The 15,294-nt window shown below is 49.2% G+C and carries 20 protein-coding genes; 10 read left to right on the top strand and 10 right to left on the bottom strand.

What is annotated here, in order from left to right; genetic code table 11:
- Positions 1-2: 2 nt before the first annotated feature.
- Together pgm and A10D4_RS01350 are read right to left on the bottom strand one after the other, a co-directional pair.
- The gene (gene pgm / locus A10D4_RS01355; RefSeq protein WP_008487243.1) at positions 3-1,667 is read right to left on the bottom strand and encodes a phosphoglucomutase (alpha-D-glucose-1,6-bisphosphate-dependent); all 1,665 of its coding nucleotides are present in this window, start codon (positions 1,665-1,667) and stop codon (positions 3-5) included.
- Positions 1,668-2,162 (bottom strand): N-carbamoyl-L-amino acid amidohydrolase, encoded by a 495-nt coding sequence (locus A10D4_RS01350; protein ID WP_040502233.1) that lies wholly within the window; start codon positions 2,160-2,162, stop codon positions 1,668-1,670. It abuts the gene before it with no gap.
- A 150-nt stretch (positions 2,163-2,312) separates the two neighbouring features.
- Between A10D4_RS01350 and A10D4_RS01345 the strand changes: the two genes are divergently transcribed.
- The 4 genes from A10D4_RS01345 to fldA all read left to right on the top strand — a co-directional run bounded on the left by A10D4_RS01345 (position 2,313) and on the right by fldA (position 4,269).
- The gene (locus tag A10D4_RS01345) at positions 2,313-3,110 is read left to right on the top strand and encodes an alpha/beta fold hydrolase (RefSeq protein ID WP_008487241.1); all 798 of its coding nucleotides are present in this window, start codon (positions 2,313-2,315) and stop codon (positions 3,108-3,110) included.
- A gap of 77 nt (positions 3,111-3,187) precedes the next feature.
- Complete coding sequence (locus A10D4_RS01340; RefSeq protein ID WP_008487240.1) at positions 3,188-3,409, top strand: DUF2788 domain-containing protein; 222 nt, start codon at positions 3,188-3,190, stop codon at positions 3,407-3,409.
- 14 nt (positions 3,410-3,423) lie between these two features.
- On the top strand, positions 3,424-3,738 hold the full coding sequence (gene ybfE / locus A10D4_RS01335) for a LexA regulated protein (protein WP_008487239.1): 315 nt from the start codon (positions 3,424-3,426) through the stop codon (positions 3,736-3,738).
- A gap of 3 nt (positions 3,739-3,741) precedes the next feature.
- Positions 3,742-4,269, top strand: coding sequence for a flavodoxin FldA (gene fldA / locus A10D4_RS01330; RefSeq protein WP_008487238.1), 528 nt, complete (start codon positions 3,742-3,744; stop codon positions 4,267-4,269).
- A 99-nt stretch (positions 4,270-4,368) separates the two neighbouring features.
- On the opposite strand, the gene A10D4_RS01325 is transcribed toward fldA, so the two are convergent.
- Complete coding sequence (locus A10D4_RS01325; RefSeq protein WP_008487236.1) at positions 4,369-4,839, bottom strand: DUF4442 domain-containing protein; 471 nt, start codon at positions 4,837-4,839, stop codon at positions 4,369-4,371.
- A 179-nt stretch (positions 4,840-5,018) separates the two neighbouring features.
- Between A10D4_RS01325 and fur the strand changes: the two genes are divergently transcribed.
- The 3 genes from fur (at position 5,019) to A10D4_RS01310 (ending at position 7,201) form a co-directional block, all read left to right on the top strand.
- Complete coding sequence (gene fur, locus A10D4_RS01320) at positions 5,019-5,459, top strand: ferric iron uptake transcriptional regulator (protein WP_040502231.1); 441 nt, start codon at positions 5,019-5,021, stop codon at positions 5,457-5,459.
- Between the two features lie 2 nt (positions 5,460-5,461).
- Positions 5,462-6,502, top strand: coding sequence for a saccharopine dehydrogenase family protein (locus A10D4_RS01315; protein WP_008487233.1), 1,041 nt, complete (start codon positions 5,462-5,464; stop codon positions 6,500-6,502).
- A 90-nt stretch (positions 6,503-6,592) separates the two neighbouring features.
- Positions 6,593-7,201 (top strand): hypothetical protein, encoded by a 609-nt coding sequence (locus tag A10D4_RS01310; RefSeq protein ID WP_008487232.1) that lies wholly within the window; start codon positions 6,593-6,595, stop codon positions 7,199-7,201.
- On the opposite strand, the gene glnS is transcribed toward A10D4_RS01310, so the two are convergent.
- From glnS to A10D4_RS01275, 7 genes are all read right to left on the bottom strand, one after another.
- A complete protein-coding gene (gene glnS, locus A10D4_RS01305) occupies positions 7,192-8,916 on the bottom strand; it encodes a glutamine--tRNA ligase (protein ID WP_008487231.1) in 1,725 nt (574 codons plus the stop codon). The two genes, A10D4_RS01310 and glnS, sit on opposite strands and share 10 nt — an antisense overlap.
- A gap of 89 nt (positions 8,917-9,005) precedes the next feature.
- Positions 9,006-9,956 carry a 5-oxoprolinase subunit C family protein gene (locus tag A10D4_RS01300; RefSeq protein ID WP_008487230.1) on the bottom strand — a complete coding sequence of 317 codons (951 nt, stop codon included), beginning with the start codon at positions 9,954-9,956 and terminating at the stop codon, positions 9,006-9,008.
- On the bottom strand, positions 9,953-10,669 hold the full coding sequence (gene pxpB / locus A10D4_RS01295; protein ID WP_008487229.1) for a 5-oxoprolinase subunit PxpB: 717 nt from the start codon (positions 10,667-10,669) through the stop codon (positions 9,953-9,955). The genes A10D4_RS01300 and pxpB overlap by 4 nt, the downstream gene beginning before the upstream one ends.
- The gene (locus A10D4_RS01290) at positions 10,666-11,418 is read right to left on the bottom strand and encodes a 5-oxoprolinase subunit PxpA (RefSeq protein WP_008487227.1); all 753 of its coding nucleotides are present in this window, start codon (positions 11,416-11,418) and stop codon (positions 10,666-10,668) included. Before A10D4_RS01290 ends, pxpB begins: the two co-directional genes overlap by 4 nt.
- 41 nt (positions 11,419-11,459) lie before the next feature.
- Positions 11,460-11,852, bottom strand: a complete 393-nt coding sequence (locus tag A10D4_RS01285; RefSeq protein ID WP_008487226.1) for a hypothetical protein — start codon at positions 11,850-11,852, stop codon at positions 11,460-11,462.
- A gap of 73 nt (positions 11,853-11,925) precedes the next feature.
- On the bottom strand, positions 11,926-12,216 hold the full coding sequence (locus A10D4_RS01280; RefSeq protein WP_008487225.1) for a hypothetical protein: 291 nt from the start codon (positions 12,214-12,216) through the stop codon (positions 11,926-11,928).
- Positions 12,217-12,228: 12 nt separating this feature from the next.
- A complete protein-coding gene (locus A10D4_RS01275) occupies positions 12,229-12,432 on the bottom strand; it encodes a hypothetical protein (protein ID WP_008487224.1) in 204 nt (67 codons plus the stop codon).
- 151 nt (positions 12,433-12,583) lie between these two features.
- Here A10D4_RS01275 and A10D4_RS01270 point away from each other — a divergent pair, with 151 nt between their 5' ends.
- The 3 genes from A10D4_RS01270 to A10D4_RS01260 form a co-directional block, all read left to right on the top strand.
- Positions 12,584-13,537: a pirin family protein gene (locus A10D4_RS01270; RefSeq protein WP_008487223.1), complete on the top strand. Its 954-nt coding sequence runs from the start codon at positions 12,584-12,586 to the stop codon at positions 13,535-13,537.
- Complete coding sequence (locus tag A10D4_RS01265) at positions 13,537-13,998, top strand: hypothetical protein (RefSeq protein ID WP_008487222.1); 462 nt, start codon at positions 13,537-13,539, stop codon at positions 13,996-13,998. Before A10D4_RS01270 ends, A10D4_RS01265 begins: the two co-directional genes overlap by 1 nt.
- A 116-nt stretch (positions 13,999-14,114) precedes the next feature.
- The coding region (locus A10D4_RS01260) for a DEAD/DEAH box helicase (RefSeq protein WP_008487221.1) at positions 14,115-15,294 on the top strand (1,180 nt) is incomplete at its 3' end.

Here is a 15,294-nt window from a genome sequence, read left to right as displayed (position 1 = left end):
AACTAGTCAGCGTCAGCGCTGGCAGTCAAGCTATCGACAATGGTCGCGGCATCCTCTGCCAACTGTTGCAAGTGCGCGTCACTGACAAAGCTCTCGCAATAGATTTTATAAACCGGTTCGGTGCCTGATGGACGTGCCGCAAACCAGCCGTTATCAGTCACCACTTTTAAGCCACCAATAGGCGCATCATTAGCGCTAGCGCGAGTCATGACTTGCGTGATCGCATCGCCCGCCAGTGTCACCTGAGCCAACTTTTTACTGACTTTATAATCGCGAATTTTGGCAAACGCTTGATTACGTTCGGTGCTCGATGGTTTATCAATGCGTTGATAATAAGAAGTACCAAAACGCTGACAAAGTTGTTGGTAATACTGGCTTGGATCTTGCCCTGTTACAGCCACAATTTCGGCCGCTAGCAACGCCATGATGATACCGTCTTTATCGGTTGTCCAAACTTGACCTTGGCGGTCAGCAAAGGTTGCTCCAGCGCTTTCCTCGCCAGCAAACGCCAGTTGTTGGTCATGTAAGCCCGGCGCGAACCACTTAAAGCCAACCGGCACCTCAAATAGCTGACGTTGATTAGCCGCCACCACTTTATCGATTAACGCACTCGACACCAACGTTTTACCTATCGCTAAAGTAGCTGGCCAGTCGCGCTGCTGACATAAGTAATCAATAGCCACCGCTAAATAATGATTCGGATTCATCAATCCAGCCGATGGCGTGACAATACCATGCCGGTCGTAGTCTGGGTCGTTGCCAACAGCAATATCAAACTGGTCTTTTAATGCCAATAAGCCAGCCATGGCATACGGCGAAGAACAGTCCATACGAATGGCGCCGTCTTTATCCAAGGTCATAAAGGCAAAAGCCGGATCTACTTGGGCATGGCGAACATCGATGTTCAAGCCGTAATGCTCGGCGATTGCAGCCCAATATTGGGCGCCTGCGCCACCCATGGCGTCAACGCCAATGCGCACACCGGCTTGCTTAATTGCCGCCATGTCGACGACCTGTTCAAGTGCCGCAATATATTGCTGCTGCCAATCCACGCGCACACACAACGGGCTATTTAGCGCTTCGTCATAGCTAACGGCATTGACGCCAGCCAGCTCTGATGACAATAACGCGTTGGCATACTTTTCGATGACTTTGGTGGCATCGCTATCAGCCGGACCACCGTGTGGTGGGTTGTATTTAAAGCCGCCATCAGCGGGCGGGTTGTGCGAAGGTGTGATCACTACACCATCACATAAGCCGTCTTGTCGACCTTGGTTATAACGCAAAATCGCGTGGCTAATAACGGGGGTTGGTGTATAACCATCGTTATTTTGAATGTGCACTTCGACGCCATTACCAATGAACACCTCCAGCGCTGTCGCGTAAGCAGCTTCAGATAACGCATGGGTGTCTTTGCCTAACAACAGCGGACCGTTGATGCCCTGCTCCTCACGGTAGGCACAAATGGCCTGACAAATGGCGAGAATATGGGCTTCGTTGAAGGCCCGTTTAAAAGCCGAGCCACGATGCCCAGAAGTACCAAACTTGACCTGTTGCTGCGCATCACGGCTGTCCGGTTCTGCTACATAATAAGCGCTGACCAACTGCGCAACATTAATTAAGTCACTAGCTTGCGCGGCTTGGCCGGCGCGAGGATGAGTCGCCATTTATAAAAAGTCCCTTATCTTTTCGGCCTCGGCTGGGCTATAACCTAGCTCTGTGGCTACTAAGGTTAGCATCGATTTCTTTTTAGTGGTGTTGTTGTTCGTCACCACCCAATAATCGGAATCTGGAATTTGTTTGGGATTGGTGCTGTTACCCGAGGCTAATAATGCCTCTTCACTGGTCGCAAAGTACACCCGATCACGGCCACGGATCTGTAAAACCTTGGCAAAGTCTTGTCGGTGACTCCGATATAACAGACTCAAAATATATAAAAAACGACCGACTGCACTGCGTTGTGCGGCCACGTCAGGTTGGTTTAGCCGATCAAATACCGACGCTGTCGTTGGCAGTGATGTTGAGCTATCGGCATGTTCAACTGCGGCAGCCGAATCGAACGCTAGCAGACGGCGCAAAATATCCGACGCACTTTCGCCAATTTGTTGCGTATGCGAGGCAATATAGGCATATAAGTCGTCATCTAGTTCAATGCGTTTCATGGCGTCTTCCGTGGTTACTTTTTTATCGCGCCTATTATACCGATTCAGCGCCAATGCTCCATGCTCAAAGTTAGCGGCTTGCGGAGGTTGGCAAAAGCGACGACAATATTGCCCTATCAATCCGTTGCTTAATCCTGCAGGTGAGTTCTTATGAGCGCAGCACCAACCGATTCATCACCACGGCTGAATTATCAGCTAGAGGGTGAATTCAACCAAACAAAAAAACCTCCAATCATGCTGATTCACGGCCTTTTTGGTGACTTGGATAACCTCAAGGGTATCAGCCGCGAACTGCAAGATTACCCACGTATTTTGATCGATACACGTAATCATGGTGATAGCTTTCACAGCGCAGAAATGGATTATCCGAGCATGGCTGCCGACGCGTTCAAGGTGTTGCAGCATCTTAACCTTGAGCAAGTTATCGTCATCGGTCATTCGATGGGCGGTAAGATTGCCATGGAAATGACTATGCAACAGCCACAACGCATCTTAAAAGCCGTATTTGCCGATGTTGCACCGGTTGCCTACGAGGCACGCCACAACCATATTCTAGATTGTTTAACTGGCATTGATTTGGCTCAAGTCGATAGCCGCCAAGCGGCAGAAAAACAAATGCAAGCCGCTATTCCGGAGCGCGGCGTCAGGCAGTTTTTGCTAAAAAACTTGCGCCGCGACAAGCAAGGCTACCATTGGCGCTTGAATTTGCCCGCTTTACAACAGAATTATGATAATATCATCGGCGCCGTTAGCGAGGGTCACTTCGATAAACCGGTGCTGCTAATTAAAGGTGGTCAATCCGATTACTTAACTAGCGCTCACCAAGATGCGGTGACCGCAAGATATAGCGACGCACAAGTGAAAGTGGTGGAAGGCGCTGGCCATTGGTTACACGCCGAAAAGCCACGCATCGTTAATCGTTTAATTCGGCAATTTATCGAGTCATAACATCTTCGGGGGTTTCGCTATCGCGAATGGTTTTCATTTGTGATATGCTCGCACCCTAGTGCAGTCGAGGACATTTCATGCTGTCAGAGTATTACGAGCAAATTGAGGCGATTGGAACTGATATCGCACTAGGCATCCTATTTTTGTTGATAGGTTTAGCCATCCAAGACGTGTTAAAACGCGCCGATGTGCCTAAGTTTGGTCGAGTAATGGTCTGGATTGTTCTGTTTCTAGGTTGTTTTGGCTTTATCGCCAAGGGTATCATTCAAGTCATTTGGGAAAGCCAACTGGCTGGATAAGCCCCACTGACACTATGGCGAAAGAAAATAACGATAAGGTCACTATCGACCTGTTCGTGGGACAAGCGAAGCGTGGCCGTCCACGCACCAATCCATTGTCACGCGAAGAACAATTAAAGGTCAATAAACGTCGTCAATTACGACGTGACCGTATTAACGGCTTACGCCGTATAGAGTTAAAAGTGGATCAGGCGCTCTATGACGCACTCAACCTGCACGCAGAGCAGCAAGGCGTCAGTCGTAGCGAACTGATCGAGTCGATGCTTCGAACCGCATTGCCTAAGGCAACCTGTTCGAGCAGTTCATCAAACAAACCGGGTAAAAACTGACATATGGCAAGCGTTGGAATTTTCTTTGGTAGTGATACGGGTAACACCGAAGCCGTCGCTCAAATGATCCAGAAACAACTGGGTAAAAAACTGGTCGACGTCAAAGACATCGCCAAATCAAGTAAAGAGGATATCGCACAGTTCGATTTGCTGCTGTTCGGTATTCCAACTTGGTACTACGGTGAAGCTCAGTGTGACTGGGATGACTTCTTCCCGGAACTGGAAGAAATCGATTTCACCGATAAGTTAGTCGCTATTTTTGGTTGTGGTGACCAAGAGGATTACGCCGAATACTTCCTCGATGCGATGGGTATGGTACGCGACATCGTTGAAGCTCGCGGTGCCATTATCGTCGGTCATTGGCCGACCGATAGTTATCATTTTGAAGCATCGAAGGGTTTAGTCGACGAAAACCACTTTGTAGGTTTAGGTATCGACGAAGACCGTCAACCAGAACTGACCAAAGAACGTGTACAAAAATGGTGCGCGCAAGTGTATGAAGAAATGTGTTTAGCTGAGTTAGCCGACTAACCGCTAACCGCACTGCTTAACTAATGATATCAGCCGGGCACTTTGTATTAGCCCGGCTTTTTTATAAGCGCACAGCAGTCACGCACTGCGTCTAATTATTTAACGATGATGTTTACGTTTACGTACATACAACGTACGTCGTAGTCGACAAACCACTTCGCCGCGACGGTCTTTCACCTCAACTTCAAATTCGGGAAAATATTTTTCGCCCTGTTCGGTGTGATGTTTGATCTCTGCAATTTGCGCATCGCTAATCTTAAAGTCAGCGCTTAAACGACCAATGCCCGGCTTAATATAGTCGATATGCGATGACTTATCCCAAATTTGGTAGCGTTCCCCACCCAAAATACCATACAGCATGAGTGCAAACATCGGGTCGGCCATGGAATATAGACTACCGCCGTATTGGCTGCGGTTAATATTCTTAGTCCACGGGCGCCATTTTAATTCTACCCGGCTATGCTGATAGTCGGCGTTTAAATGGCGAATACGGATACCACACCAAAAAAATGGCGGCCAACTATTTAAAATGGTCTTCAACAAGCGCGGATGCTTGAAAATCCAAAACATAGCAACTCCAACTGGTCGGATGAGATAAGACTGCGTCGTTTAGTATGCCAAAAGCCATTAAGCCTGACCAGTCTGGCCTCGGTTTTATCGGCTTTATCGGGCTTTTTCGATTTGCCATTTCATCCGCTGATTTATCTGTCTATAATGGGTTATCCAGATGTATTAAACAGTGAAGCACTATGCCGACTAATGACGAACAATTGAAAAAAGCTGGACTTAAGGTTACTTCACCACGGATGAAGATCCTGGAGATACTGAAAAACCCTGCCAACCAGCATATCAGCGCCGAAGACGTGTACCGTATTTTGCTCGATAAAAACGAGGAAATCGGCTTAGCCACCGTTTATCGCGTGTTGAACCAATTTGATGACGCCGGTATTGTCACCCGTCACCACTTTGAGGGCGGCCGCTCGGTGTTTGAACTCAGCGCAAAAGATCATCATGACCATTTGGTTTGTCTAGATTGTGGTCATGTTTTTGAGTTTGAAGATGACGTCATCGAAGATCGACAAGTGGCGGTTGCCAAATCCAATAATATCAAACTGACCAACCATAGCCTTTACCTGTACGGACAGTGCCAAACAAGCAACTGTAAGAACCGCCAGGACGAGGACGAATAAAGGTGGCATTACGCTGGCTGATATACGGCGCTTATGGTTACAGTGGGCAATTGATTACGCATCAAGCCAAGCGTCGTGGTTATACCCCCCTATTAGCCGGTCGTGACGCTCAAAAACTCAATGAGTTTGCTAATCAGGTATCCTTGCAAGCTCGCCCGTTCGACCTTAACGATAGTCATCAAGTTGCCAGCCAGCTCAACGACGTCGATTTAGTGGTTAATTGCGCCGGTCCGTTTAGTGAGACCGCCGCCAGCCTCATTGAGGCATGCCTCGCCAGCCACACGCATTATTTAGATATCACTGGCGAAATTGAAGTATTCGAATATGCTCATCAACAACATGCGCGCGCATTAGAAGCCGGTATCGTGATATGTCCGGGAGTCGGCTTTGACGTTATTCCAACCGATTGTGTCGCCGCCCGTTTAAATGCACAATTGCCCGGTGCCACTTGGCTACGCTTGGGCTTTGACTCTAAGTCGCGTATGAGCCGTGGTACCAGTCGCACCAGTCTACAACGCCTAAGCAAAGGTGGCGCCATACGCGAAAATGGTGTCATTAAAGATGTGCCTTTGGCGTACCAAGTCGACACTATCGACTTTGGTAACGGCCTAAAGATGGCCATGACCATCCCTTGGGGCGATGTTGCCACCGCTTATTACACCACCGAAATTCCCAATATTAGCGTATTCGTGCCAGCCAGCCCGAAATTGGTCAGGCGCTTAAAGTGGTTGAACTGGGTACGTTGGTTATTCCGTTTTGACGCGGTTAAAAAGCAATTACTAAAACGTGTCGACAAACAAGATGCGGGCCCGTCGGCCAATGAACGAGACAACAACCCCACCTATGTTTGGGGAGAAATAGGCAACGCTAAGGGCCACACCCAAAGCCTCCGCGTAAAAGTCAAAAATGGCTACAGTGTCACCGCCGAAGGCGCCGTCGAACTCGCCGTTTACACCCTGCAACACGACGACTTAAAAGGTGGTTATTACACCCCTGCCCGCCTTTACGGTGCCAAATTGCTAGATCGGTTTATCATCGAGTAGCGATTAATCCCTTTCAACAACGCAGCTATGCTTCCCAACTCCTTTATTGTTACCCTATGGTACTTTCACTGATGCTAAAGGCTGACAAGGATGAAGCGAATCATTACCACCATCACACTATGTTTTAGTCTGCTACTGTCGGGGTGTGCCGTGAATAACACGAATCAAAATCGGCCGATGCCGGATAATGTCGGTAATAGTCAAGTTGTCTATCAACAGCAAGGGATCACGTTACTGTTTATTGATGAGCAACATTTCTCTCGATTAGCAGAGCAACATCCCGAGCAATTGCCAGCGGCCATCGCTGCACTGAAAAAGGCTGCTGGTGTGTCTGAGCAATTCGATCACTTCATCCAGCAATTCTTAGCTAGCCGTGTATTTTATGGTGATCGTTGGTCTGATTATATGGCCAGCAGCTTACGTTTTTATGTGCAAGGAGAAGGCTTTGATACGCCGGGCTTCAGGATCCACTATCAAGTATTAACTGACGCTGAACGCGACCTTTATCGTGGTTTCAATTATTCAAAAGATAACCACGCATTGACGATTAGCCTAGCTGATGGCGTTTATCAGCACGGGCTTGAGTTTATCTTGCCGTTACCGGCGGCTAAAGATGAAAAACCGCGTCCCGATATCACCTTCCGGTTATCGGCAGACGCGGTTGCTAAAAGCCTATCGACAGGGTCAGATCAGTCTTGACCCTGTTGCTCTATTTTCGCCCAACTATCGCGTAAACCGACGGTGCGATTAAAAATCGGTTTATCGCTAGCAGGACTATCGATGTCGGCGCAGAAGTAGCCGATACGCTCAAACTGATAGGCTTTCTCTGGCAACGCCTGCGCTAAGCCTGGCTCGACATAACCCTGTTTAACTTGTAAAGAGTCCGGGTTAAGTGTGGCAAAAAAGTCGTCTTCAGCGCCTGGATTGGGTACTTGGAACAGGCGATCATATAAACGAAATTCTGCCGCTACACCCCGTGTTGCCGAAACCCAATGGATCACGCCTTTCACTTTTCGACCATCTGCCGGGTCTTTACCCAGTGTGTCGGCGTCGTAGTGGCAGTAAATGGTAGTAATATTGCCCTGTTCGTCTTTTTCAACGCGCTCGGCTTTGATGACATAGGCATTGCGTAAACGGACTTCTTTACCCAGCACTAAGCGCTTAAACTTCTTATTCGCTTCTTCGCGGAAATCTTCACGCTCGATATAGAGTTCACGGGTAAACGGTAATTCACGACTACCCATTTCTGGAGAGTTAGGATGGTTCGGCGCAATCACCACTTCTTCCTGACCTTCTGGGTAGTTCTCAATCACTAATTTAACCGGATCAATCACCGCCATCGCGCGCGGCGCATTGTCGTTCAAGTCATCTCGAATGCACGCCTCTAGCATGCCCATTTCGACTTGGTTATCCATTTTAGTCACACCGATACGGTGACAAAATTCACGTACCGAGGCTGGCGTGTAACCACGACGACGCAACCCAGCAATGGTTGGCATGCGTGGATCATCCCAACCGCTGACCTTGCCTTCTTCGACTAGGAGATTGAGCTTCCGCTTACTCATGACCGTAAACTGCAAGTTCAGGCGCGAGAACTCGATTTGCTGTGGATGACAATTAATACTGATGTTGTCTAATACCCAATCGTACAAACGGCGATTATCTTGGAACTCTAACGTACATAATGAATGCGTAATCCCTTCTAACGCATCAGAAATACAGTGAGTAAAGTCGTACATCGGATACACGCACCATTTATCACCGGTTTGATGGTGATGAGCAAAACGGATGCGATAAATCACCGGATCGCGCAGGCACATAAAGGGCGAACTCATGTCGATTTTGGCACGCAAACAGCAATGCCCTTCGGCATATTCACCGGCGGTCATTTTCGCAAATTCGGCTAAATTGGTGTCGATATCAACGTCGCGATAAGGGCTGTTGGTACCCGGCTCGGTCAAGTTGCCACGCATCTCGCGCATAGCTTCCTGGCTCGAAAAGTCCACGTAGGCCAAACCTTTTTCAATCAGTTCGATGGCAAAACCATGAAGCGCATCAAAATAATTTGATGAATAACAAGGCTTACCCTGCCATTGATAGCCCAGCCAATTAACATCCTGTTGAATCGATTGAATATAATCTTCTTTTTCTTTCAACGGGTTAGTGTCATCAAAACGCAAATTGCATTGACCTTGGTAATCTTCAGCAATACCGAAATTCAACACAATCGATTTCGCATGACCTATGTGCAAAAAGCCATTAGGTTCTGGCGGAAAGCGCGTATGTACGCTGCTATGCTTACCGCTGGCGAGATCTTTATCGATGATTTGGCGAATAAAGTTACTACGCACTGCGTTACCATTATTCGCGTCAGCGCTTACCGAATCATTAGGATGGGCTTGCTGTTCAGCCATGTACGTCTCTTCTCTTCTGATACGTCAATAGGAATAATCGCTATGATCGCAGGTTATCCGCGTGCTGACAAGCATTGCTGCGGTTATCCTTAATAAGGTGCAGTGATGCCAAAAAAGCGATAAAAACGTCTGACTTGCTGCGTCACCGTTGATAACTGCTGCCAATGAAAGCGAATTGTCTGCCCCGGCCTTCTTTGTGCCAACAACGATAAATCGAGCGGATTAACAAAGCCCAATTTTGGATAACCACCCAGTGTTTGCCGATCGTGCATCATCACAATCGGCTGCCCATCCGGCGGCACCTGCAGCGCGCCAATGGCTAACCCTTCTGATAACAAGCCGTGTTGTTGCTGATCGATCGCTATTGCTGGGCCCTGTAGCCGAATGCCCATACGGTTACTGTCTTGCTGTAACTGGTACTCATGCGCCACTAACAGCGCTCGCGCGCTATCGCTAAACTGTTCATATTGGTAGCCCGGCAACAAACCAATAGTCGGCGTTTGCTGGTATTGCGGACGATAAGCCCAACCAATACGACGTCCCACAGTGGCTTGCGGCGCCGCGGCAAAATCAATTTCATCACCCGCTTGCAGGCTCTCACCATTTTGCTGTAAACCACCCAAGTGCTCACGCGACACGGTACTGACACTGCCTAACTGAGCAGTCGCTTGAAAACCACCGGCAATCGCCAAATAGACCCGTAAACCAGCACTCGCCATGCCGATGCTGAGTTGCTGACCGGCTTTAACCGCGATGCTCTGCCATAAAGGACAAGTGCGACCGTCGACTTCAACGCTGACCTCGGCACCACAAACCGCAATAGCGGTATCGGCCAGAAAAGTCGCACGAAATTGCCCCATCAGAATTTCTAACTGCGCCGCACGGGGGGGATTGGCTAATAATCGATTTCCCCATAAGAAGGCCGATTCATCTAACGGCCCCCCCCGAGTAACGCCCTGAGCTAAATAACCGAAGCGGCCAAAATCCTGCAGGCTGGCCTGTAAACCTATATGGTCTATGCGTAAACGCCTGGTTGTCATGGGTTAACCTCCAGCAACCATTGTTCGAAACGTTGTTCATCAATGGCGACAAAACGTACTTCATCACCCGGCTGCAAGGGACACATCGGCTGTGCTGCCGGATCAAACAATGGCATTGGTGTGCGCCCTAGAATACGCCACCCACCCGGCGAGGCGATGGGATAAATGGCAGTCTGAGCTTCAGCAATAGCGACACTACCCGCTGGCACTTTAGCGCGTGGCGTTGCTAAACGCGGGATACGGATGCGCTCGTCAAGTTCGCCCAAATAAGCGAAACCTGGTGCAAAACCTAACGCGTAAACTCGGTAAGTGGTCTGCTGGTGATATTCAATCACCTCGGCAACGCTGAGCCCACAGTGTTCAGCAACAGCAGCTAAATCATGTTCACCGTAGCCATAGCAAACGGGTACTTCGTGCTGACGTGCGGGCTTGACCTCGTCACTGTTTTGCAACGCTTTGTTTTGCAAAGAAGCGCCCAATACGCGAGTGGCGCAGTCCATTAATTCATCGCGCACCGCCTCGGCATTAACCCGACGAATATCAAAATAAACTAAAATGCTGGCGTAGGCTGGCGAGGTTTCCATGATAAACGTGCCGAGCTCGCGAACAGCTTGGTTAACGGCATGTACGCGTTCGCTGACATCTACCGCAATACGATTATCGAGCACCAACAACCAAGCATTGATGGCGGCTCGTTGACATTGAATGTTCATGATGTTGTGAGTTGTTGTAAACGTTGACGAATGGCTTTTACCGTAGCGAGCGATTCAGCGTTATCGCCGTGTACACAAAGGCTATCAATTTCAATGCTCAGCTCGCGTCCCTGATAACTAACAATGGGTTGTCGCTGCGCAAAACGTTCAGCTTGTGTCAGAATATCAGCACGGTGTTGATAAACAGCACCCGCTTGGCGTCTAGCACGTAACCGCCCATTATCGTCATAAGCACGATCGGCAAAACCTTCAAACCATAGCGTTAAACCGTATGGCTTGGCTAATGCTCGCCATTTGTCGTTAGCTTCGGTAGCCATCACCATGAGTGGCAAATCGGCATCGTAGGCGGCAACTGCCGCGCAGACCGCCTGGAACACCTCGCTATCGGCAATCATATCGTTGTACAGCGCGCCATGCGGTTTTACGTAACTTACCGCGCTGTCATGAACGCGGCAAACCGCCGCCAACGCGCCTATTTGATAGGTGACTAAAGCGCGAATCTCAGCAGTGCTGCAAGCCATTGAACGGCGTCCAAAACCCACCAAGTCAGGATAACTCGGGTGAGCCCCAATACTGACTTGATATTGCTTCGCTAACGCCACGGTTTGCATCATCGTGACCGGATCAGAGGCATGAAAACCACAAGCAATATTGGCTTGATCAATAAACGGCATAACCGCCGCATCATCACCCTTTTGCCAAGCTCCGAAACTCTCACCCAAGTCACAATTTAAACGTAAATGGCTCATAAGCCTGATAACAACTCCTGTATAACGACTAATCGATGCAGTTATTGCTCTGCATCGTCATCACGGCCAGCAAGCATGCGTGCATAGGCATAACCGACCAAATACAGGCCTAAACCGATGGTCGCCAATTGCAATGCCGGTAACGTGAGAACGGCTAGTTCATGTTTAACGTAGCTAGCTGCCGCGCCGATCAACCCCATCGTCAACAAACCGCTGGCAATCAGTGTCAAAGGCGCTAGCCAACGTTGCAAAAATGACAATTTAAAAAAGGCTGCTAAACCACCTAAAATAATGCCCCAAGCCACAGGCACGCCCAATCGATACCAACTTAAATGATAATCGGCGATGACGCTGATCAACTGTTCCTGCGAGGCGGTATAAAACATCAGCCCGACCGCACCTGCCAAAATTACAATACGTTTATTAAGATTCATGTTAACGCCTTGGCCATGGTTATTGTTATTTTCATGCTCTCATTCTGCTCTCAAATCGGGTCAGCCGTCAGCGTTAATGACGCAACAACAAACTCAGCAGATAACCGATGATAGCAATAATCGGAATCCAAACTAGTGGCGATTGGTACCATTGCAAAGGTTTCTGGCTTGTGTTAGCGCGCTGCCTCTGCTCATCCTTTTTTCCAATTCGGCTGGCCGCCAGCCAAACCGCAGCAATGGCTGCAGCCGCCGCACCAATGATTTTCATCTCGTAGGCGGAGTTGAGCGCGGCAGTCACTAACCCCGCAACTAATAATAATAACGGTATAACAGTGCGCCATACCGAATTACGGTCGGAATGCATCAGTTAAACTCCTTACGGTTGATGGGGGTTACTCGGTGGTTGTTTATCATTACCCGATTTCTGGCCGCCGCCGCGCTTACGCCAAAGCCAGCGGAAGCTAATATAGCCAACCAACATCATCACCACGCCGACGCCGATAACAAACTGCTGTGCTTCATAAATACCACTGATAGTGGCAGCTAAGCCGACCACAATGACCAGTAACGCAATAACCATTCGCATCTCCTTCGCGAGTTAAATACTCGTTACAAACATGCCTCACCTTAACGATTTTTAGCGCGCAGTAAAAGCCTTTCTAACAGGCTTGTTTACTGCTCTCAGGCAAGCCATACTGAGCAGCACATAACACTTTTGGGGCAGCCAGTGCATGACCAGACATACACAAGATGACCAACAAGCCACCTGTGAGCGTCACCCGTTACAGCGCCATTGGCAAACCTTGGATGCCGCCGTTAGACCACTCACCGCAGCAATAAATGTCTACCGTGCAATCCCGCAACGACAATTACGCAATATCGGTCCTTGGTGCTTTATCGATCAAATGGGACCGGTAGCGCTGGCAGATTACGATCAATTTGACGTTGCCCCCCATCCGCATATTGGTTTACAAACCATCACTTGGTTGTTTTCTGGTCAATTACTGCATAAGGACAGTTTAGGCAACGAACAACCATTACTTCCCGGCGAGCTCAATCTAATGACCTCAGGCCACGGCATTAGTCATGCTGAACAGGTCGACGAAGCGGCTGAAAAGCCGTTGCACGGTATGCAATTATGGCTCGCGTTACCCGAACATAAAGAGGATATGCCGCCAGCTTTTGAGCATCACCGCGAATTACCATTAGTTAAATTGCCCGGTGTCAGCGCACGTTTGATTTTAGGCAGCTATGAACAATGGCAGTCACCAGCAAAGGCCGGTGCGCCATGTACCGCTTTGGCACTATACAGTCCGCGACCAAGCACCTTAACACTACAGCTAAAACCGGAGTTTGAATACGGGCTGTATGTCTGTGATGGGCAACTGCGGGTTGACGATGAGGATAGTTCGCAAAGCTTGCACAAACATCAACTGTTATATGTCGGCGGACAGCGCAAGCAGCTAACTATCGCGCTGGGTACCGACAGCCAAGTCATGTTGCTCGGCGGCGAACCCTTAGCAAAACCGTTGCATATGTTTTGGAACTTTGTCGCTTATGATGGTGCACGTATTCGCCAAGCACATAGCGACTGGCAGCAAGGCCATGCGCGTTTTGGTCGAGTTGCCAACTACGCTGGCACGCGCTTATCGGCGCCGGCTATCCCCACGGCGGTGAAGTGGTAATGTGGGCACTGCTAAAAACCTTACTGGCCGCGATCATCACCGTCACGCTGTTATTTCTCGCCGTGGTTATTTATCAATACACCACTTACGCGCCCGCGCCACCACCACAAGCGAACTGTCAACCGCTGCAGCTACTGACTCACGCGCAGCAGCCTATTGAGGCGCATTTGTACCGCTGTCAGCGCGGTGACCAACAATGGTCAGGTTACGAAGTTTGGCTATTAGAGAACGTCGACCAGCACTGGCAACGCTTGCTTACCGCCTCAGCCAGTGAGTTACCCAAAACGGTTTGCATGCAATTGGTCTGGCAACGCGATAATGTCTTGCAGCTACAGCACACGGGCAGTAATCACGGCTATACCTTGAGCAATAACCAATTCACCTACCGTGCTAGCGATGGCCGTAAACATGGCATGGGTTTTAGTGCGAATAACAATGACGCATTGAGCTGCGCTTGGTAGAAAGCGGAACAAGCTTTTACCTCGCGCATCGCAGATAGCGTGAAATTAACATGCAGACCGCGCTGCTCTGACGTAGAATGGCCGCTCTTATCACTCATTAAGTTGTAATTTTATACATGACATTTTCTGAACTCGGACTTTGCCCAAACATTCTCGACGCGCTAGCACGCCAAGGCTATACCGAGCCAACGCCCATACAAGCACAAGCCATTCCGGCCGTTTTGGCGGGTAAAGACGTCATGGCAGCGGCGCAAACCGGGACAGGCAAAACGGCCGGTTTCACCTTACCGATACTGGAAATGCTAAAAGACGGCCCACGCGCACAAGCAAATACAGCGCGAGTGTTGATATTAACGCCAACGCGAGAGCTTGCCGCGCAAGTTGGCGAGAGTGTGGCCACCTACGGTGCTAATTTAGCGCTCAATTACGCCGTCGTGTTCGGTGGAGTAAAGATCAACCCACAGATGATGAAACTGCGCAAAGGCGTCGACATTTTGGTTGCGACACCAGGACGTTTACTCGATCTGTACCAGCAAAATGCTATCCGCTTTCCCAAGTTAGAGGTACTGGTGCTTGATGAAGCCGATCGTATGCTGGATATGGGCTTTATTCACGACATCAAAAAGATCATCAAATTACTACCAAACCAACGTCAAACACTGATGTTTTCGGCAACCTTCTCTAACGATATTCGCGCACTGGCGAAAGGCTTGGTTAACGATCCGGCAGAAATATCGGTCGCACCAGCCAATAGTACCGCCGAGCGTATCGAACAAATCTTATACGCTGCCGAGAAAAGCCAAAAACCGCGTATGTTGATGCAAATTTTACGCGAACTGAACTTACCGCAAGTTATTGTTTTTTCGCGTACTAAGCACGGTGCTAATCGACTAGTTAAACAATTACATAGCGATGGCTTTTTAGCCGCTGCGATTCACGGCAATAAAAGCCAAGGCGCACGTACTAAGGCCTTGGCTGATTTTAAATCGGGTCAAGTGCAAGTGTTAGTGGCGACCGATATCGCCGCGCGCGGTTTAGATATCGAAAAACTCCCCTACGTGATCAATTACGATTTACCGCAAGTGGCCGAAGATTACGTGCATCGTATTGGCCGCACTGGTCGAGCTGGACAAACCGGGCACGCTATTTCGTTGGTTATGGACGAGGAATTTAAAACCTTAAAAGCCATCGAAAAGCTGATTGGCCAGCCTATTGAACGACGCCAACTCACTGGCTTCGCTGAGGTTGAACTGCACGGTAAGAGCTCGGCGGCTGCCAAGAAACAACAGCCAACAC

It is taken from the genome of Idiomarina xiamenensis 10-D-4 (genome assembly GCF_000299895.1).
Taxonomy (GTDB): domain Bacteria; phylum Pseudomonadota; class Gammaproteobacteria; order Enterobacterales; family Alteromonadaceae; genus Idiomarina; species Idiomarina xiamenensis.
This window is presented reverse-complemented; position numbering and strand designations above follow the sequence as displayed.